Origin of the sequence: Streptomyces sp. Tue6028 (genome assembly GCF_002300165.1) — a bacterium.
GTDB classification, from domain to species: Bacteria; Actinomycetota; Actinomycetes; order Streptomycetales; family Streptomycetaceae; genus Streptomyces; species Streptomyces siamensis.
The window spans coordinates 57,442-76,016 of sequence record NZ_MLCE01000013.1 but is presented as its reverse complement, the minus strand read 5'-3'; the positions used below and the strand labels follow the sequence as shown (position 1 = coordinate 76,016).

The window sequence follows — 18,575 nt, the reverse complement described above, 5'->3', positions numbered from 1 at the left end:
CCAGCCCCAGGGAGTGTCATGACCTTCACCCGCCGCACGGCCGCGTCGGCGGCAGCCGCCGGACTCCTCGCCGCCCTCGTGGTCACGGGTACCGCCACCGCCGCTCCGCTCGCCCCCCGCGGCTGCACGTCCTCCGTGCCGTACACCGCGGGCCTGGACGGCTACGACACCTACCGCATCCCGGCGACCGTCACGACCGCCGCGGGCACCGTGCTGGCCTTCGCCGAGGGAAGACACAACGGCGCGGGTGACACCGGGAACATCGACGTCGTCCTCAGGCGCTCCGCCGACGGCGGCTGCACCTGGGGCCCGCTTCAGGTGGTGGCCTCCGGGGACGGCGACACCCGCGGCAACCCCGCGCCGGTCGTCGACCCCAGAACCGGCCGGATCGTCCTCCTCACGTCCTACAACAGCGGTGCCGTGACCGAGGCCCAGATCATGCGGGGCGAGGCCACCGCGGAGCAGAGCCGGCGCGTCTTCGTACAGACCAGCCGCGACGACGGCCGGCACTTCAGCGCCCCGCGGGACATCACGGCGGACACGAAACTGCCCGGCTGGCGGTGGTACGCCACCGGCCCCGGGCACGCCATCGTCCTCCGGCACGGTCCCCACGCCGGGCGCCTCGTCGTCCCCGCCAACCACTCCGCCGCCCCGCCCGCCGGCTCCGCCGACACCGGACAGGAGGCCAAGTACTACGGCGCCCACGCCCTCTACAGCGACGACGGCGGCGCCACCTGGAAGCTGGGCTTCGTCGACGACTCCTACGACGGGGCGGTCAACTCCAACGAGAGCATGGCCGCCGAACTGCCCGACGGGCGGATCTACTTCACCTCGCGCGACCAGAACGGTACGAGTGCCGGGAACCGGCTCGACTCCTACTCCGGCGACGGCGCCGAGACCCTCGACCGGCCCTACGCCGTCCAGCCCGACCTGAACGACGTCCCCGTCGTCCAGGGAGCGGTCCTCCAGCTCCGCGGGCGGGGCGCACCCCTCCTCTTCAGCGGCCCCTCCGTACCGACCGCCCGGCAGACGATGGCGGTGTGGCGCAGCACGGACGCGGGCGCGACCTTCACCAAGGCGCTCACCCTCTCCACCCTGCGGGCCGCGTACTCCGATCTCGTCCAGCTCGGCCCGCGCCGGGTGGGGCTCCTGTACGAGACCGGGACGACGGGCACGTACGACACGATCGAGTTCCGCCGGGTGCCGGTGGACGACCTGCTGGAGTAGGCGTTCTCCGCCCCGGGGCACGCTCCTCGGACGCCGGACGGGCAGCGGCTCCGGGGCGGGAGAACGTCACTACAACAGGCCTGCTGCGGCCAGGTACTTGCCGACGCGCTCGGTCTCGCCCTCGGAGAGGGGGATCTGCGGCTCGGCCGTGGCGGGGCACGCGATGACGCCCCTCAGGTGCAGTGCCGCCTTGAAGGCACCGAGCGCCGAGGAACTCCCGCCCATTCGGGCCGGATCCCCGGCCCCGACCAGCCCGAACAGCGCGCACAGCCGCTCCTGTTCGACCCGCGCCCCCGCCCAGTCCCCTTCTCCGCACCTCAGGAACAGCCGCACGTACCCCTCGGGATCGACGTTCGCGAGACCGGGCACCGCGCCGTCGGCCCCGAGGGCGAGCGCCGAATCGACGACGAGCTCGGACCCGGTGAGGAGGGCGAATCCGCGGATGTCGGGGTGGGCGCGCGCACCGGTGACGACGGAGCGGAAAGCGCCGAGGTCCCCGCTGGAGTCCTTGACCCCGGCGAGGACCCCGTCGGCGGCGAGTTCCAGGAGCAGCTCGGCGCTCAGCTTGGTGTGGACGGACACGGGCAGGTCGTAGGCGAAGACGGGCACGTCCGTCCGCTCGGCGAGCACGCGGTAGTGGCGGGCGATCTCCGCGGGATGGGTGCGGGTGTAGAAGGGGGCGGTCGCGACGATCGCGTCGGCCCCGGCGGCGGTGACGGCGGCGGCATGGGCCAGGACCCGCGGCGTGGTCATGTCGATCGTGCCCGCGAGGACGGGCAGCTGTCCGGCGACGTGCCCGGCCACGGTCTCGACCACGAGACGGCGCTGCGGGTCCGTCAGATAGGCCGCCTCCGAGGTGGAGCCGAGGACGAACAGACCGTGCACACCCCCGTCCACCAGATGGTCGACGAGCCTGAGGAGCGAGGGGACGTCCACCTCGCGTTCCGGTGTCAGGGGGGTGCAGACGGGCGGAACGACACCGGTCAGCGGGGCGGGGACGGTCATGAAGGCTCCCTGATGTGCTGCTGGGACGGGACGTCGGCCTTGGCGGTGGCCGGGGCGGCGGACTCGGCCTGCGCGACCAGGGCGCGCGTCGACCGGCCCTCCTCCACAGGATGGTGACACCGGAAGCGGTGTCCCGGGGCCGACGCGGCCGTCGGCCCGGGCATCGTGTCCGCGCACACGTCGTCCGCCCGCCAGCAGCGGGTGCGGAACGGGCAGCCGCTGGGCGGCCGGGTCGCGGAAGGGACGGGACCGGCCAGCGGGATGGGGTCGATGGGGTCGAGGAGCCCGGGGGTCGCGGAGAACAGCGCCCGCGTGTACGGGTGCCGGGAGCGGTCGGTGACCTCGTCGGCGGGCGATTCCTCCACGATCCGGCCGAGGTACATCGTGATCACCCGGTCGCTCATCCGCCGGACCGTCTGGATGTCGTGCGAGACGAACACCATGGCGAGACCGAGGCGTTCCTTCAGATCGAGGAGGAGGTTGAGGATCTGCGCGCGCACCGACACGTCCAGCGCGCTCGTCGGCTCGTCGGCCACGACGAGGTCCGGGTCCAGGGCGAGTGCCCGCGCGATGGCGACGCGCTGGCGCTGGCCGCCGGACAGCTGGCCCGGCAGGGCGTCCGCGAGAGCGCGCGGCAGCCCGACGAGTGCCATCAGCTCCCGTACCCGGTCGTTGCGCGCGGCGGTGGTGCCGCGCCGGTGCACGTCCAGGGGGTCGCGCAGCGTCTGCCGTACGGTCAGCCGCCGGTTCAGCGCGGTCGAGGGGTCCTGGAAGATCATGCCGGTGCTGCTGCCGACCGCGGTGCGCCGCTCGGCCGGGCCCATGGCCCACAGGTCCCGGCCCCCGAAGGTGACGCTGCCGGACGTCGGCCGCTGCACACCGACCAGGACCTTCGCGAGCGTCGACTTGCCGCAGCCGGACTCGCCGACGACGCCGACCGTCTCGCCGGGCGCGACGGTGAGGTCGGCGCCGGTGAGCGCGTACACCCTGTCCCGGGTGAACAGCCCGCCGCTGCGGGCCTTGTGGACGACGTGCGCGTCGGCCAGCTCGACGATCGGGCGGACGGAACGCTCTGCCGGCGTCGTGCTCACTTGACCGCCTCGCTCTCCGTGGTGACCAGGTCGACGGCCGGATGATGGCAGGCGGCCGTGTGCGCGGGCGTGCCCAGCAGGTCCGGGGCCGTCGTCCGGCACACCTCGCTCGCCAGCGGGCAGCGGTCGGCGAAGCGGCAGCCGGCCGGGAAGTCGGCCGGGGAGGGCACGACCCCCTTGATCTGCGTCATCCGCTCGGCCGCCGACTCCAGGGACAGGACACTGCCCAGCAGTCCGCGCGTGTAGTGGTGCGCGGGGGCCTCCACGAGGTCGGCGGTCACCCCGGTCTCGACGATCTGCCCGCCGTACATCACGATCACCCGGTCGGTGACCGCGGAGACGAGCGCCAGGTCGTGCGAGACGAGGATCAGCGCGAACCCCAGTTCCTCACGCAGTCGCAGCAGCAGTTCGATGACCTGCGCCTGCACGGTCACGTCCAGCGCCGTCGTCGGTTCGTCGGCCACGATCAGCTTGGGGCTGCGGGACAGGGCCATCGCGATCAGCACGCGCTGGCGCTGGCCGCCGGACAGCTCGTGGGGGTAGCTGCGCAGGGTGCGTTCGGGGTCCAGGCCGACCAGTTCCAGCAGCTCGGCGGGCGAGCGCCTGCCGCCGCGCCGCACCACCTGTTTCAGCTGTGCCCTGATCGTCATGGCCGGGTTCAGGGACGACAGCGCGTCCTGGTAGACCATGGCCATCTCGTGGCCCAGCAGCCGGCGCCGCACCCGCATCGGTTCGCCGATCAACTGCCGCTGACTGAACCGGACATGGCCCCGCACACGGGCGCCCCGGGGCTCCAGACCCATGATCGTCAGCGCCGTCAGCGACTTGCCGCAGCCGGATTCGCCGACCAGGCCGAGCACCTCGCCGGGCTGCACCTCGAAGCTGATGCCGTCGACGACGTCGACACCGCCGTGGCGGGCGTCGAAGCCGATGGCCAGGTTCTCCACGGCGAGCACCGGCTGCCCGCCGGCCGGCAGCGGGCGGGCCCGTGCGCGCAGCCGCGCGGCGGCCTCCGCGAGGCCGGGAAGGGCGAGGACCTCGCCGCTGCCGGGCTCGGGCGCCTCCAGCCGGTCGCCCGCCCCGGGGACCTCCACGTCCCTGGCCGCCGGGGCCGCCCACGCGTCGGAGACCCCCTCGGAGAGGATGTTCAGCGACAGCACGGTGATCAGCATCAGCAGGCCCGGGAAGACGGTGGCCCACCAGCCGCCGGTCAGGACCATGTTCTTGCCGTCCGCGATGACACTGCCCCACGACGGGTCCGGGGGCCGCACGCCCGCGCCGATGAACGACAGCGACGCCTCGAAGACGATGGCCTCGGCGACCTGCACGGTGCAGAACACCAGCACGGGCGCCGCGCAGTTGACGGCGACGTGCCGGACGACGATGTGCGGGGTGCGGGCGCCGATGACGTGCTCGGCGGTCACGTAGTCCTCGCCGTACTGGTCGAGCACGTTGGCCCGGACGACACGGGCCACCGGCGGGGTGAACAGGAACGCGATCGCGCAGATCAGTACGGTGATGCCGCCGCCGAAGACGGCGACGAGGACGGCGGCGAGCGCGATGCCGGGGAACGCCATCACGACGTCCAGGCAGCGCATCAGCGTCTCGTCGACGGCCTTGCGCGAGGTCGCGGCCACGGCGCCGAGGAGCGCTCCCACGACGAGGGCGAGCGCGGTCGCCCCCAGTCCGATCGCGAGGGACCAGCGCGCCCCGTACATCAGCCGGCTGAGGATGTCGCGGCCGAGACTGTCCTGCCCCATCCAGTGCGTGCCGGAGGGGTGCCCGGTGCCGTCGACGAGCGGCTGCTGGTCCAGCGGGTCGTCCGGTGCCAGCAGCGGCGCGAACAGGGCCGTCAGGACGACGACCGCGAGGAAGCAGACGGCGGCCTTCGACAGCAGCGGCAGCCGGCGCGGGCCGCGCAGCCGGATGCCGGGCCGGGCGAGGGCGTCGGTGAGGTTCTTGCGGGTGAGCATCAGGTCGCGCCCCTCAGCCGTGGGTTGACCAGCAGGTACAGGATGTCGATGACGAGGTTCACGACCACGAAGCCGGTGGCGGTGGTCAGGACGACGCCCTGCACGACCGCCGGGTCGCCGTTCTTGACGGCGTCGATCATCAGCTTCCCCATGCCGGGCAGCGAGAAGATCGTCTCGATGACGACGGCACCGCCGAGCAGATATCCCACGCGCAGGCCCAGCACGGTCAGCGGGTTGATCAGGGCGTTGCGCAGCACGTTGCGGCCGACGACCACGCGGGGCGGCAGACCGCTGCCGACGGCGGTGCGCACGTAGTCCTTGTCGAGTTCCTCGACCACCGAGGTCCGCACGATGCGGGTGAGCTGCGCCGCGACGGGCAGCGACAGGGCGAGAGCGGGCAGGGTCATGGTCTTGAGCCAGCCGCTGAGCGAGTCGGCCGGGTTGACGTAGCCGCCGGTCGGGAACCAGCCCTGGTCGACGGCCAGGTACTGGATCATCAGCAGGGCCAGCCAGAAGCCCGGCGCCGCGACACCGGTCAGGGAGACCACGCGGATGACCTGGTCGGGCAGCCGGTCCCGGTAGATCGCGGCGGTCACCCCACCGAGCAGCGAGAGCACCACCGCGATGCCGAGCCCGAGGAAGGTGAGCTGGAGGGTGAGCGGCAGCGCGGTGGTGACCTGTTCGAGGACCGGGGCGCGGGTCAGCGCGCTGGTGCCCATGTCGCCGTGGAGCAGGTCCCCGACGAAATGGGCGTAGCGGACCGGGAGCGGGTCGAGCAGACCGTTCTGCTCCCGGAAGTCGTGCAGTTGCTGCGGGGTGGGGTTGGCTCCCTGGAAGAACGCCGACGCCGGGTCGACGTCGGAGAACCGCATCACAAGGAACACGAACAGGACGATCCCGAGCATCAGCGGCACGAGCAGCGCGACGCGGCGCAGCAGGATCCTGGTGATGGCGACCACGTACGGACTCCTCCGTCGCCTAGACCCACTTGGCCTGGAGCAGGTTGATGCCGGGGTACGGCTGTGCCCTTATCCCGGTGAGCCGCTTCGCGTTCCACGCCGTCATCAGCTCGTTGTGCACGACCGGGTAGAGCACGGCCTGTTCGGCGACGATGTCGATGTAGTCCTGGATCATCGTCTTCTTCTTGTCGGCGTCCGGTTCCTGCGTCGCCTGGTCCATGTCCTTGAAGAGCTTCTTGGCGACGGGGTCGCCGGCCCAGCGGGCGTAGCCCATCCAGAGGTTCTCGGGGCCGTAGTTGTAATGCATGATCAGGTCGGCGTCGAGGCCGAACTGGTTGGGGTTCGAGGCGGCGGCGACGACCTGGTAGTCCTGCTTCTGGTCCATCTTGGTGAAGACGGCCGTGGTCTCCTGCGGGGCCAGCGTGGTCTCCACGCCGATGGCGTCCCAGGACGCCTTGATGGTCGGCAGGCAGTCCACGATCCAGCTGACGTTGACGGCCAGGATCTCGATCTTCAGGCCCTTGACCCCAGCCTCCTTCAGCAGCTTCTTGGCCTTCTCGGGGTCGTACCCGTAGACGGTCTTCGCGGGCCGGTAGGAGGGGTTGGCCTCGTTGAGGAACGACGACGACGGCTTGCCGTGCCCCTTGAGGGCGACCTCCACCATCTTGTCGGTGTCGATGGCGTAGTGCAGCGCCTGCCGCACCCGCACGTCGTCGAAGGGCTTGTGCTTCGTGTTGAACATGAGGAAGAGGTTGTTCATGCCCGCGCCGCCCTGGACGTCCATCCCGCCCTTCTTGAGCTGCTCGATGTTGGCGTACGGGATGTTGTCGGCGATCTGCGCGCCGGCGCTCGCCCCGGAGATCTTGGCGACGCGAGGTGCGGCATCCACTATGGTCAGCCAGTTCATCTTCTTGAACGCGGGCTTGCGCGGGCCGTTGTAGGCGGCGAACGCCTCGAAGGTGGTGTTCGACTTCGGGTGGTGCGCGGTCTGCCGGTACGGCCCCGAGCCGATCGCCTTGCCCTTGATCGCGTCGTCCCAGGCGCCCGGCTGCGAGAACACGTGCTTCGGCATGATCTTCGCGAGGGTGAGCCGGGAAATCCCCTCGGGGAAGGGGAACTTGAGGACCAGCTCGACGTTCTGCGCGTCGATCTTGCGGACCTCCTTCAGCCAGCTCGCGAAGAAGCCCTTGGCGAGGGACTGCGTCTTCGGGTCGAGGATGCGGTCGAAGACGAAGACCACGTCGTCGGCGGTGACCGGCTTGCCGTCGTGGAACGTGGCGCCCGCCCGCAGCGTGAACTTCCAGGAGGTTCCGCCGAGGTCGGAGGGCACCTCGGTGGCGAGCGCGGCGTACGGCTCCCGCGAGATGGGGTCGGTGTCGAGCAGGCCCTCGTAGATGTGGTTGTTGGCGGCCATGCAGAAGGCGGACGCGGTCTGGGTGGGGTCCCAGCTGCCGTCGTTGCCGTAGCCGATGACGGCCGTCAGGGTGGCGTCCTTGCCGCCGCCCCCGCCGCCGGTGTCGTTCGTGGACTCCGGCCCGGACGAGCAGGCCGCCAGCGACGAGGAGAGGGCGGCGGCCGCGCCGAGTGCGCCGGTGTACTTCAGGAACGACCGGCGGTGCAGCGCCGGAGTGTGGGTCACGTCGCGCACGGTTCCTCCAGCAAGGAGTGGTCCAGCGGATGGGAGATACGACGTCCTACGTCATAGGGGGCAGCGTGACCATAAGAGGGCCCGTGAAGACGGTCAAGGGATCGCACACGAATGGCGTATCTTCCACAGGTGCGACCAATGACGGTTTGAATCAGGCTAGTTGGCGTTTAATCAGCCCGGAGGTGGGACGTCCGATGTCCAGCGAGCGTACGATGCGGCCCATGTCAGAGGAGAGCGGGTACCGGCGCCGGCCCGAGCGTCGGGTGAGCAGTCAGATCCAGCGCGAGGTCATGCAGCTGATCCTCGACCGCAAGCTTCCGGCCGGGGCGGCGCTGCCCACCGAGACCGAGCTGATGACCGATCTCGGCGTGAGCCGGAACTCCGTCCGTGAGGCGCTCAAGGCCCTCCAGGCGCTCGACATAGTCGAGATCAGGCACGGCTACGGCACCTACGTCGGCCAGGCCTCCCTGACGCCCCTCGTCGACGGCCTCACCTTCCGCACGCTCGCCAAGCTGGACGACGAGACGGGTGCGCTCGCGGAGATCCTCCAGGTCCGTGAGGTCCTGGAGGAGGGACTGATCCGCCGGGTCGCCGCGACGCTCTCGGAGGAGGAACTCGACCGGCTCGAAGAGGTCGTGGCCCGGATGGAGGAGGCCGGGCGCGAGGGCGTGCCCTTCCCCGAACTGGACCGCGAGTTCCACGAGCTGCTGTACGCGTCGCTGGGGAACGCGCTGGTGCCGCAGCTGCTCGGCGCCTTCTGGACCGTCTTCCGGCGGGTCGCGGGGGTACGCGGCTGGACCGACGACCCGGCGCCCGAGGTGACCGTCCGCCGCCACCGTGACATCGTCACCGCGCTGCGTGCCCGGGACGTCGAGGGCGCGCAGCGGGCGATGGCCGACCACTTCCGCGGCATCGAGTCGCGCGCCGCGCAGGCCACCCGGGGCGTGAGCTGACCCCGGGCTCCGCCCCTCCCCGTCCCGCTCCGTGTGCGCCCACCAACAACAGCGTTTTTTCGCCCCCTCCGCCCCTGCCCGTCCCGTACCTCTGGGGGCTCCGCCCCCGGACCCCCGATCGGCCTGGACGGCCTCGTCCTCAAGCGCCGGACGGGCTGAAATCAGCCCCTCCGGCGTTCGAGGAGCGGGGTCCGGGGCGGGGCCCCGGGTTCGGGACGGGCAGGGGCGGAGGGGGCGAGAACCCCGCCGACGACGGGCCGCACGCCTAGGCTGGGCCGCATGGAGGGGACCTGGGATCCGGACGGCGCCGGCGTGCTGCGGCTGCCCTCCGGCCGACTGGTACGGGGTAGGGCGCTGCGCCACGGACCGGCACCGGACGGAGCGCAGCCGACGTACGGCGTGTACCTGCTCGGCAAGCGGCCCCCCGAGCCCCCCTGGGACGCCCACTGGCTGCGCTGGCCGGACTTCCGCCTCCCCACCGACCACGCGGAGACCCGCACCGTCCTCACCGAGGCCTGGCGCCGCGCGGAGACCGGCCGCGTCGAGATCGCCTGCGGCGGCGGCCGCGGCCGCACGGGCACGGCCCTCGCCTGCCTTGCGGTCCTCGACGGCGTACCGCCCCACGAGGCCGTGGACTACGTGCGCCGTCACTACGACCGGCACGCCGTCGAGACACCGTGGCAGCGCCGCTACGTACACCGCTTCGCCGACCCCGCCCCGCCGCGGCCCGCCCGCGCCCGGCTCACACGTCGCGGCGGTCCACCGACAGCACGGTGACGACCGCGGCCACCGCGGCCCACGCCGCGTAGGTGGTCCAGCCGCCCGCGACGGTCGCCTGGTACCGCGGGACCAGCGTGTAGGGGCTGTGCCCGTAGTCGATGTCGACCAGCCGTGACCACGCGTTGACGGGCTGGGCGTGCCGGACGGCGGCCGTCCACCGGTAGCGGTCGGTGATGAACGCGGGGATCAGCAGGAGCACGGCGGTGGTGGCGACCATCGTGGTCGCGCTGTGCCGGATCAGCGCGCCCAGGGCCATGCCGGCCAGCGCGCCGACGGGGGCGAGCAGCGCGGACGCGGCGACGACGCGGAAGGCGCCGGGGTGACCGATCGGGACGCCGGCGCCCCGGGTGGAGAGGATCGCCTGGGTCGAGGCGAAGGAGACGCCCGCGACGAGCACGCCGTACACGGTCATGAGGGCCGCCACCAGCGTCACCTTCGCCGCCATCACCGCCCGCCGGTCGGGAACCGCCGCGAACGTCGTACGGATCATCCCCGTCGCGTACTCGCCGACGACGGTGACCGCGCCGATGCTCGCCACGGCGAGGAGCAGGATCATCGCGGAGCCGTCGGTGAACGCGTCGCGCAGGGCCAGTCGGACGACACTGTCCCGTTGCGACGGGTCGAAGCGGGGGTGGTCGCCGGCGTCGACCCGGGCCGCGTTCGCGTTGAAGGCGATGACGGCCAGCGCTCCGGCGCCGAGCGCCCAGTACGTCGAGCGCAGGGACCGCATCTTGATCCACTCGGCGGCGAGGAGGTCCGTGAACCGGGCGGCGGGCGGGGCGAGGGTCGTCATCGGGCGTCTCCGGCGAGGAATTCGGCGCTGTCGGCGGTCAGTTCCATGAACGCGGCCTCCAGGGAGGCGGCCTGCGGGGTCAGCTCTTCGAGCAGGATCCGGTGGTGGAAGGCGAGTTCGCCGATGCGGGCCGCGCTCAGCGCCGTCACCTTCAGGGTCCGCTCGTCGTACGGCGCGACCGCCGCTCCCTCGGCGGACAGCACGGCGGCCAGTCGTCCGGTGTCGGGCGTGCGGACCGTCACGGTGAGCCGGTTGCCGCGTGCGGCGAAGTCCGCGAGGCTCTCCGCGGCGATCAGTTCGCCCCGGCCGATCACGATCAGTTGGTCGGCGGTGTTCTGCATCTCGGACATGAGGTGGCTGGAGACGAAGACCGTGCGGCCCTCGGCGGCGAGCCTCCGGAAGAGTCCGCGCACCCACCGCACGCCTTCCGGGTCGAGGCCGTTGAGCGGTTCGTCGAACAGCAGCACCGGCGGGTCGTCGAGCAGCGCCGTCGCGATGCCGAGGCGCTGCTTCATGCCGAGGGAGTATCCGTCGACGCGGCGCCCGGCCGCGGGGCCCGACAGCCCCACCTCCTCCAGCACCTCGTCGACCCGTGCGGAAGGGATGCGGTTGCCGCGTGCCAGCGCCGACAGATGGGCGCGTGCGCTGCGTCCGCCGTGCACGTCGCCCGCGTCGAGCAGCGCGCCGACGTGCCGCAGTCCGCGAGGCCGCTCCCGAAAAGCACGTCCGTCGACGGTGGCGGTGCCGCTGGTCGGGGCGACCAGGCCGAGAAGCATGCGCAGGGTCGTCGTCTTGCCCGCGCCGTTCGGGCCGAGGAACCCGGTGACGTGCCCCGGGCGCACCCGGAACGACAACTGCCGTACGGCCGTGGTGTCTTTGTAGCGCTTGGTCAGTTCATCGACTTCGATCACGAGACCACCGTCCCGCCGCGGCGGGGCCGGGGGCATCGGCCCCGCGCGGACATTGCCCGGGCACGGATGCCGACCCTGGTCGTACGTCCCCGGGACGATGCCCGCGCGCACGGCACACACCTACGATCACCGCATGCACGTGACGCCGCCCCTTCCCCTGCTCAAGCGTGTGCCGCCCGGTGCCTGGGTGGCCGTGGCCTGGTGCGCGAGCGCCGTGTTCACCTTCCTCGCACGCCTGCGGCTGCCCGGCGAGGAGGCCCCCAGCGAGCAGGTCGCGGCCCAGTTCTTCCGCTGGGACGGCCTGTCGTTCCTGGCGATCGCCTGCGTGCTGGCCCTGGTGGCCGGCCGTCACCTGTCGCGCCGGCCGCTGACCGCCCTCGCCCTGCTGCTGACGGCGGCGGCCTTCGTGACGACCAACCTGGCTGTCGGGGCGATCCAGTTGGCGCAGTTCCTCGCCGTCGACCTCACGCTCTACTTCATCGCGGCCGGCCGCCCGCGCCGGACCGGTGTCGTCGCGCTCGGCATGTCCCTCGGCGTACTGGTGGCCTGGCTCGCGGTGCGGCTGGCGTGCGGATGGGGCGTGGGCACGCTGGCGGGGCTGACCGTGGCGCTCACCGCCGTGGTCTCCTGGCTGCTCGGGGACGCCTCGCGCCGCACCCGCGAGTACGCGGAGACGCTGCGCGTGCGTGCCGCAACCCAGGCCGTCACCGACGAACGTCTGCGCATCGCCCGCGAGATGCACGACATGGTCGCGCACAGCATCGGCATCGTGGCCCTCCAGGCGGGGGCGGCGGCCCGGGTCGTCCACACCCGGCCGGACGCTGCGCGTGAGGCGATGACGGCGGTGGAGACGGCGGGCCGCGAGACCCTGGCGGGGCTGCGGCGCATGCTGGTCGCGCTGCGCGAGGCCGACCGGTCCCGGAGCCCCGGCACCGGTCCGTCCCCGGACGAGGAGGCGTCGCGGCTGCGCCCCGCGGAGGGGCTCGCCGACCTCGACCGGCTGGCCGCCGTCACGACGGCCGCGGGCGTGCGCGTGGAGGTCAGCCGGCGGGGCGAGCCGCGCCCGCTCCCCGCGGACATCGACCTGTCCGCGTTCCGCATCGTCCAGGAGTCGGTGACGAACGTCGTACGGCACGCGGGCACGGCGGCCTGCCGGGTGACCGTCGACCACCGCGACGACGAGGTCGTCGTCGACGTCACGGACGACGGCCAGGGCCGGGGCAGCACCACCGACACGGGCTTCGGGCTCCTCGGCATGCGGGAGCGGGTCGCCCTGCTGCACGGCGAGTTCAGCGCCGGACCCAGGCCCGAGGGCGGCTTCCGGGTGACGGCCCGCCTTCCGCTCCCCGCGACGGCGGTGGCCCCCTGATGCCGGTCCGCGTGGTCCTGGCCGACGACCAGCAGCTCATCCGCACGGCCCTGCGCATGGTCATCGCCGACATCGAGGACCTCGAGGTGGTGGGCGAGGCCGCGAACGGCGAGGAGGCGGTGACCCTGGCGGCCGAACTGAGCCCCGACGTCGTCGTCATGGACATCCGCATGCCGGGCGTGGACGGCATCGAGGCGACGCGCCGGATCACCGGGGGCGGCGGGGAGTCCAGGATCGTGGTCCTCACCACGTTCGACGACGACGACTACGTGTACGGGGCGCTGCGCGCGGGCGCGTCCGGCTTCCTCGTCAAGGACATGGCGCTGGACGACATCATCGGTGCCGTCCGCGTCGTGGCGGCCGGCGACGCCCTGATCGCGCCCGGCGTCACCCGCCGTCTCATCCGCGACTTCACCGCGGTACGCCCCGAACAGACCCGGGCACGCCGCGAGTTGAAGGGCATCACCGACCGGGAGCGCGAGGTCCTCACCCTGGTCGGCACGGGCCTGTCCAACACCGAGATAGCCGAGCGGCTCTTCATCAGCGTGGCCACGGCGAAGACGTACCTCACCCGCCTGCTGTCCAAGCTGGACGCCCGGGACCGGGTCCAGTTGGTGATCATCGCGTACGAGGCGGGGCTGGTGTCCGTGGACCGGTGAGCGCTCCTCCTTCTCCTCCTCCGTGTCACAGACGCAGCATCATCAGGAGCCGGTGCTCGTCCGGCCCGAAGTAGTCCTTCCGTGAACCCTGGTGCACGAAGCCCAGCGATCCGTACAACGCGATCGCGGCGTCGTTGGCGGGTTCGACGCTGAGCCACACCTCGCGCACGTCACGGTTGCGCAGCTCGTGGAGTGCTTCGCGCATGAGCCGCCTGCCCTGGCCCTGCCCCCGCAGATCCTTGGTGACGCCCAAGCCCAGGACCCAACTCCGTCGACCGTCCGGTGTCGTCGCGCTCAGCACGTATCCGCAGAGGGACGAGCCGTCGTCGAGCAGGAGAAGGTCCTCGGCGTACACGTCGAAGAACTGGCGCAGGACGAAGTAGGGGTAGGTGAAATCCGGGAACAACTCCGCGTCGAGGTCGTGGAGGGCGGACAGGTCGGCCTCGGAGGCCGGTCGTATCCGCAGGCGCCGAGAGGGGGGCGGCGAAGGGAGCGGCTCCCAGGGAAGGGCGGGCATCCGGACAGCATCGCGTGGCGCGATATGGCACTTCAAGGGGTGGCCGGCAGTTGCATTCCTGACTGCCCCAGTGCGCCCCCCATGCATCGTGTGTCGATTCGGATCACGCCTAAAGAACGTCCGGTCCCTCCACGTGGTTGATACCTTGTGGCATGGATTCGAGATCGCCGGGGGACGGTATTGATCAACTGAATGCGGACGTCGCCTGGGACACGTTCGACCCCGCGGCGTACATTGATCACAACTACCGTCACCTGCTTGCCGAGGACCAGGAGATCGTTTCCGTCGTCCGGCGCCATTTCTCCGATCACTTCCGTAGAAATCCGGGCCGACGGATCGCGGGAATCGACGTGGGTGCCGGGGCGAATCTCTATCCCGCCCTGTCCATGCTTCCTTGGTGCGAAGAGATCACGTTGCTGGACCGTTCGGCCGCGAACGTGGGCTACCTGAAAAGCCAGGTGGAAGGATACGACGCGAACTGGGATCAGTTCTGGGACGTCCTGTGCGAAGACGAGTCGTACACCGCGCTCGGCGACGACCCGCGGGTGCGGTTCCGACAGGCCGTACGGGTAGAAAAGGGCGACCTCTTCGACCTGGCCGGTCGCCGTGGGCACTGGTCCATGGGCACCATGTTCTTCGTGGCCGAGTCACTGTCCACTTCCCACACGGAGTTCCAGGGAGCGGTGGAGAGTTTCATGCGTGCCCTGGTTCCCGGAGCGCCCTTCGCCGCCGCGTTCATGGAGCATTCCATGGGATACAGCGTGGGAGAGAACCACTTCCCCGCGTGTGACATCAGTGAATCGGACGTGCGGGAGAGCATCGAGGGATACGCGGGGAAACTGGAGACACGTCATATCGGGCAACCGAATGTGGTACGCGAAGGATATTCGGGAATGATCGTGGCCTGGGGCCTGCGTGATCCCGACGCCACCGCGGAGGATCCGGCGGGATGACGCCATCTCTGAGGGGGGATAGGGGTGCGGATCAAGCCGCGTCAGCACCTGTTGGACATCTGGCGGGCGACAGCCCGGAATTCTTTCGACGGAGGTGAATGGTCCTGGGGCACATGGGGCGGTCTCAGTAGCGTGGCCGATGCGGAGCGATTGCTCTGCCTCATGTATCCGGCCACCGAGATCCCGGGATTCCGCCTGGACACCCCGGATCTCACCCAGGACGACGTGGAGCGGGCCCTGGGCGGAGCCGGCGGACGGACGGAGATCCCGGCGATCCTGATCCGGGCCGTCGCGGACTTCATGAGCGCGCACACCGGCGCCGACGGGAGGCCCACCTTCGCGGGCGGCCACTACTTCGCGCCTGAGGACCTCGGCCGAGAACTCACCGCCGAACAGCGGGAGGTCGAGGTGGTGGACTCCTACTCGATGTCCGTCACCCTCTGCCTGGCCACCCTCGGCTTCCTCAAGGCGTACGAGACGAAAACCGGCCGCAGAGACGTGCTGCACCTGATCGCAGAGCTCAAGAGCGCGTGCAGCAAGCGGCTCACCGCCGCCATGGTCGGCCTGCTGCGCTCCTTCACCGTCGAGGTCTTCGACGAGGGGTCGCCCCAGGGACGCACTCTCTGCGAACTCCTCGGCCAGGGTGAGCTGCCTCCGCGCCTGGTCCCGCAGACGTTCCAGCGCCGATTCGGAGCGCTTCGCACCACCCTCCGGGAGAGCCTCTTCCTGGGCATCGACGTGCAGGAAGCTCTGTGTGACGAGGGCCGGCTCTTCGAGTGCGGCTGGGCCTGGAGCCTGGTCCAGGACGCGCCTTCGGTGGAGGTGCACGCGGACATCGGCAAGCAACCGCAGGGCATCGCGGCCCCCGTACCGCATCTCTACTTCACCGTCGTGGCCCTGGACGGCATCCAGGACCTGTTCTCGGACCGCACCCTCACCCTCGGCCTGCTCGACGGGGAACAGCAGAAGCTGGCCGAAGCCCTCCGACTGCGCTGGGAGATCACCCAGCAGTACTGGTCGGGCATCGCCCGCTTCACCGACGAGCGCTGGCCCCTGGAGGACATCCCCTGGCGGACCACGGGCCAGCAGCGGGAGTCCGCCTACTTCTCGCTCTCCGTCGCCGCCATCCTCGTCCAGGACCTGGAGCGCCGTCGGGCCACGGACGAGGACCTCACCCGCACGGTCGCCGTGATGGAGCGCCTCGCGGATCGCGGCCGCATCACCACGCGAATGACCCGTGGGGACACGGCCCTCGCACTGCATCGTCCCGGAGTCGCACTGCCCCTGGACGGCAGCGAGGCCCTGGGGCCGTCGATGCGATGGACGATGACCGACTTCTCGGCCCAGCTGCTCAAACGGACGGTTCAGCTCTGCACCCTGTCCCAGAACCTGCCCGCGTACGACCGGCTGGTGCGGCTCGCGGAGCACGTCTTCGAGCACCTGTGGCAGCGCCGTACGGCGGGGGGCGAGGGCTCGGGACTGTGGGACGACGTCCAGGCCGTCTACCCGGAGGCACCGCACGGGGAGGACCATCCGTCGTGGGCGGTCACGGAGCGCGTCACGGAGTGCATGGTGGCCGCACATCACCTGTACCGGCGGAATCCGATCCGTAGCGCCGAACTCACCACGCTGGCCGGCGCGGCGCTCAGTGAGGCGACCCATCTGCTGGGCCGCGAACAGTTGCAGGCGGAGCCGGCTGCGGGTGGCGAGCGGGGCAGAGCACTGAAGCGTGCCGAGGTCGCGCTGCGCCGCGCGGGACAGATCCTCGACGAACAGCCTGCCACCGCATACGCGTTGACCCTGCCGGTACTCAACGACCTCGACGCCCTGGCCCAGGCCAGGCACGACGCTCAGGGGGCCTGAACGGTGATCGTCTTCGCCGCCTCCGACAAGGGAGGCACCGGCCGCTCCGTCACCAGCGCGAACCTCGCCTATCAGCGGGCCCTGGCCGGGGACGACGTGTGCTATCTGGATTTCGACTTCGGCTCGCCCACCGCCGTCGCCGTCTTCGACGTACCCGCGGCGCCGCGGGGCGACGGTCTGCACGCCTATCTGGAGGGGCACATCGGTGAACCGCTCCGTCTGGACATCTGGAGGCTGACGGAGCACGCGGTCCTGCGGGACAAGCCCAACGGGGCGGGCCGTCTCGTCCTGTTCCCCGGGGACGGCAGTGGCGGCGAGTTCGCGACGGACCAGGACGTCATCCAGCGCTGCACGGATCTCCTGCTCCGGCTGAACAGCGAGTTCGACCTGATCATCGTGGACCTGAGCGCCGGCCGCAGCTATGCGGTGGACATGGCTCTCGAAGTGACCGCGCGTCCGGAGATGCGTGGTGTCGAGACCCGGTGGCTGGTCTTCCACCGCTGGACCCGACAGCATGTGATCGCCGTGTCCGGACTGGTCTTCAAGGAGTTCGGCATCCTGGAGGCAGGGGCGGACAGGGGGCACGACAAGGCCGTGCTGCGCGACGCCATCCGCTTCGTCCGGGCCGCCGTGCCCGATCCCGAGTCGCCGTTGTGGTCCCACGTTTCTCCCGCACAGTCCGCCTGGATGCACGCGTGCGACGAGACGTTGCGGCGGCTGGCCGCCGAACAGGGCATCGGCGACAGCAGGGTGCTCGGCACGGTCCCGCTGGAACCCGTCCTGCAGTGGAGGGAGCAGCTCATCACCGACGCGGACGTCCTCTCCACCCAGATCGCCAACAAGGAGACCCTGGAGGCCTTCACGGAGCTGGCCCGACGGCTGACCGACGACACGTACTGGGGGCAGTTGTGACAGAGCACGTCTTCCGGGAGACCACCGCGGAGCCCAGCACCCGGTCCGTGCCGCTCTCGCACCTCTCCCTGGAGCTGGGCCACCTCTACATGGAGGACATCGAAGGCGGCTCCGAACGGCTGCGACAGCACTTCGAGCGGGTACAGCCCTGGGTGGACGCGGCCCGCGCGGACGCGGCCGTCGGCATCCGGGGCAGGTCGCCCCGGATCAGCACCTGCTTCCTGATCGACGACTACTTCACCCGCTTCTCGTCGCCCGCCGAACTCGTCCCGCTGGTGCTCGGCGAGGCCGCGCGAGCCGGACTGGTCGTCGACTATCTGGCCAGGGAGTCCGGCTGCGCCGTCGCGGACAAGGTTCCGCTGGCCGAGTCCATCGCCCAGCGCCTCGTGGAATCGCCGCCGCCCGGCAGCTACGGTCTGCGACCGCCCGTCAGAGAGACCGGCTGGCTCGCCAACGGCGAACGCGTCCAGAGTTCCAGGGCCTCCCGGGCGATGACGACCGCCGCGGAATGGCGGCCGCCTCGCGAGACGGCCGCCAGACGCCACTCGATCTACCTGGACGTCGAACTGTGGGACCACGACAAGGACGGGCGCCGCACCTGGTCCTGCCCCTTCCTCGCGTCGGTCTGGCAACTGGCCAGGCTCGGCCTGCTCCGCAACGAGGGCGAGCCCGTGCTCAGCCCGCGCCCGTGGAACTCCGGCACCTTCCCCCGTGAATGGGACGACATGCCCCCGCTGCTCCAGCTCAACACCGCCGCGGCGCCGTTCAGCGCCTACCGCACCTGTTCCGTGCTGCCCGCCCGGTTCCTGCCCGTCGAGCACGCGGTACGCGTCGTCCTCGATCAGACGGACGTGGACAGCGGGGCCCTGCGGCAGATCACGGAGCGTTCACGGCGCGAGGGCGCGTCCGTCCCGGACGCTGTCGCGGACCGCGTCGCGTACGTCTTCTACCGGGGGCTGTGA

The 18,575-nt window shown here is 71.1% G+C and carries 17 protein-coding genes; 9 read left to right on the top strand and 8 right to left on the bottom strand.

All coding sequences use genetic code 11. From position 1 onward, the window contains the following. Positions 1–18 precede the first annotated feature (18 nt). Positions 19–1,227 (top strand): sialidase family protein, encoded by a 1,209-nt coding sequence (locus BKI49_RS11790; protein WP_095934201.1) that lies wholly within the window; start codon positions 19–21, stop codon positions 1,225–1,227. A gap of 69 nt (positions 1,228–1,296) precedes the next feature. On the opposite strand, the gene BKI49_RS11785 is transcribed toward BKI49_RS11790, so the two are convergent. The 5 genes from BKI49_RS11785 to BKI49_RS11765 are packed head-to-tail and all read right to left on the bottom strand — an operon-like array spanning position 1,297 to position 7,903. Next, positions 1,297–2,232 carry a dihydrodipicolinate synthase family protein gene (locus tag BKI49_RS11785; RefSeq protein ID WP_095934200.1) on the bottom strand — a complete coding sequence of 312 codons (936 nt, stop codon included), beginning with the start codon at positions 2,230–2,232 and terminating at the stop codon, positions 1,297–1,299. Further along, positions 2,229–3,323, bottom strand: a complete 1,095-nt coding sequence (locus tag BKI49_RS11780) for an oligopeptide/dipeptide ABC transporter ATP-binding protein (protein WP_095934199.1) — start codon at positions 3,321–3,323, stop codon at positions 2,229–2,231. The genes BKI49_RS11785 and BKI49_RS11780 overlap by 4 nt, the downstream gene beginning before the upstream one ends. After that, on the bottom strand, positions 3,320–5,296 hold the full coding sequence (locus BKI49_RS11775) for a dipeptide/oligopeptide/nickel ABC transporter permease/ATP-binding protein (protein WP_095934198.1): 1,977 nt from the start codon (positions 5,294–5,296) through the stop codon (positions 3,320–3,322). Before BKI49_RS11775 ends, BKI49_RS11780 begins: the two co-directional genes overlap by 4 nt. Beyond that, positions 5,296–6,255, bottom strand: a complete 960-nt coding sequence (locus BKI49_RS11770; protein WP_095934197.1) for an ABC transporter permease — start codon at positions 6,253–6,255, stop codon at positions 5,296–5,298. Before BKI49_RS11770 ends, BKI49_RS11775 begins: the two co-directional genes overlap by 1 nt. 19 nt (positions 6,256–6,274) lie before the next feature. Beyond that, positions 6,275–7,903 carry an ABC transporter substrate-binding protein gene (locus BKI49_RS11765; RefSeq protein ID WP_095934196.1) on the bottom strand — a complete coding sequence of 543 codons (1,629 nt, stop codon included), beginning with the start codon at positions 7,901–7,903 and terminating at the stop codon, positions 6,275–6,277. Between the two features lie 212 nt (positions 7,904–8,115). Between BKI49_RS11765 and BKI49_RS11760 the strand changes: the two genes are divergently transcribed. Continuing rightward, positions 8,116–8,856 (top strand): FadR/GntR family transcriptional regulator, encoded by a 741-nt coding sequence (locus BKI49_RS11760; protein WP_179332418.1) that lies wholly within the window; start codon positions 8,116–8,118, stop codon positions 8,854–8,856. A gap of 279 nt (positions 8,857–9,135) precedes the next feature. After that, positions 9,136–9,633, top strand: coding sequence for a protein-tyrosine phosphatase family protein (locus tag BKI49_RS11755; RefSeq protein ID WP_257004721.1), 498 nt, complete (start codon positions 9,136–9,138; stop codon positions 9,631–9,633). Here BKI49_RS11755 and BKI49_RS11750 read toward each other — a convergent pair. Further along, entirely contained in the window at positions 9,599–10,429 is an 831-nt protein-coding gene (locus BKI49_RS11750) for an ABC transporter permease (RefSeq protein ID WP_095934194.1), read from the bottom strand. The genes BKI49_RS11755 and BKI49_RS11750 overlap by 35 nt on opposite strands. Further along, the gene (locus BKI49_RS11745) at positions 10,426–11,340 is read right to left on the bottom strand and encodes an ATP-binding cassette domain-containing protein (protein WP_179332409.1); all 915 of its coding nucleotides are present in this window, start codon (positions 11,338–11,340) and stop codon (positions 10,426–10,428) included. The genes BKI49_RS11750 and BKI49_RS11745 overlap by 4 nt, the downstream gene beginning before the upstream one ends. Before the next feature lie 133 nt (positions 11,341–11,473). Here BKI49_RS11745 and BKI49_RS11740 point away from each other — a divergent pair, with 133 nt between their 5' ends. After that, a complete protein-coding gene (locus BKI49_RS11740; protein WP_095934297.1) occupies positions 11,474–12,709 on the top strand; it encodes a sensor histidine kinase in 1,236 nt (411 codons plus the stop codon). Then, positions 12,709–13,368 carry a response regulator gene (locus BKI49_RS11735; RefSeq protein ID WP_095934193.1) on the top strand — a complete coding sequence of 220 codons (660 nt, stop codon included), beginning with the start codon at positions 12,709–12,711 and terminating at the stop codon, positions 13,366–13,368. The genes BKI49_RS11740 and BKI49_RS11735 overlap by 1 nt, the downstream gene beginning before the upstream one ends. Before the next feature lie 25 nt (positions 13,369–13,393). Here the strand turns inward: BKI49_RS11735 and BKI49_RS11730 are convergent, their stop codons facing one another. Continuing rightward, complete coding sequence (locus BKI49_RS11730) at positions 13,394–13,885, bottom strand: GNAT family N-acetyltransferase (RefSeq protein ID WP_107469347.1); 492 nt, start codon at positions 13,883–13,885, stop codon at positions 13,394–13,396. 152 nt (positions 13,886–14,037) lie between these two features. Here BKI49_RS11730 and BKI49_RS11725 point away from each other — a divergent pair, with 152 nt between their 5' ends. Genes BKI49_RS11725 through BKI49_RS11710 form a run of 4 tightly spaced genes read left to right on the top strand, consistent with a single transcriptional unit; the run spans position 14,038 to position 18,575 of the window. Beyond that, positions 14,038–14,838 carry an SCO2525 family SAM-dependent methyltransferase gene (locus BKI49_RS11725; RefSeq protein WP_095934192.1) on the top strand — a complete coding sequence of 267 codons (801 nt, stop codon included), beginning with the start codon at positions 14,038–14,040 and terminating at the stop codon, positions 14,836–14,838. Between the two features lie 24 nt (positions 14,839–14,862). Beyond that, the gene (locus BKI49_RS11720; RefSeq protein ID WP_095934191.1) at positions 14,863–16,701 is read left to right on the top strand and encodes an SCO2524 family protein; all 1,839 of its coding nucleotides are present in this window, start codon (positions 14,863–14,865) and stop codon (positions 16,699–16,701) included. A 3-nt stretch (positions 16,702–16,704) separates the two neighbouring features. After that, complete coding sequence (locus BKI49_RS11715) at positions 16,705–17,613, top strand: SCO2523 family variant P-loop protein (RefSeq protein ID WP_095934190.1); 909 nt, start codon at positions 16,705–16,707, stop codon at positions 17,611–17,613. After that, positions 17,610–18,575, top strand: coding sequence for an SCO2522 family protein (locus BKI49_RS11710; RefSeq protein WP_095934189.1), 966 nt, complete (start codon positions 17,610–17,612; stop codon positions 18,573–18,575). The genes BKI49_RS11715 and BKI49_RS11710 overlap by 4 nt, the downstream gene beginning before the upstream one ends.

Bases quoted from the DNA above. Each gene is read 5' to 3' on its own strand.
- BKI49_RS11790 (WP_095934201.1), top strand. From the start codon at position 19: ATGACCTTCACCCGCCGCACGGCCGCGTCGGCGGCAGCCGCCGGACTC.
- BKI49_RS11785 (WP_095934200.1), bottom strand. From the start codon at position 2,232: ATGACCGTCCCCGCCCCGCTGACCGGTGTCGTTCCGCCCGTCTGCACC.
- BKI49_RS11775 (WP_095934198.1), bottom strand. From the start codon at position 5,296: ATGCTCACCCGCAAGAACCTCACCGACGCCCTCGCCCGGCCCGGCATC.
- BKI49_RS11760 (WP_179332418.1), top strand. From the start codon at position 8,116: ATGCGGCCCATGTCAGAGGAGAGCGGGTACCGGCGCCGGCCCGAGCGT.
- BKI49_RS11755 (WP_257004721.1), top strand. From the start codon at position 9,136: ATGGAGGGGACCTGGGATCCGGACGGCGCCGGCGTGCTGCGGCTGCCC.
- BKI49_RS11750 (WP_095934194.1), bottom strand. From the start codon at position 10,429: ATGACGACCCTCGCCCCGCCCGCCGCCCGGTTCACGGACCTCCTCGCC.
- BKI49_RS11740 (WP_095934297.1), top strand. From the start codon at position 11,474: ATGCACGTGACGCCGCCCCTTCCCCTGCTCAAGCGTGTGCCGCCCGGT.
- BKI49_RS11735 (WP_095934193.1), top strand. From the start codon at position 12,709: ATGCCGGTCCGCGTGGTCCTGGCCGACGACCAGCAGCTCATCCGCACG.
- BKI49_RS11730 (WP_107469347.1), bottom strand. From the start codon at position 13,885: ATGCCCGCCCTTCCCTGGGAGCCGCTCCCTTCGCCGCCCCCCTCTCGG.
- BKI49_RS11725 (WP_095934192.1), top strand. From the start codon at position 14,038: ATGGATTCGAGATCGCCGGGGGACGGTATTGATCAACTGAATGCGGAC.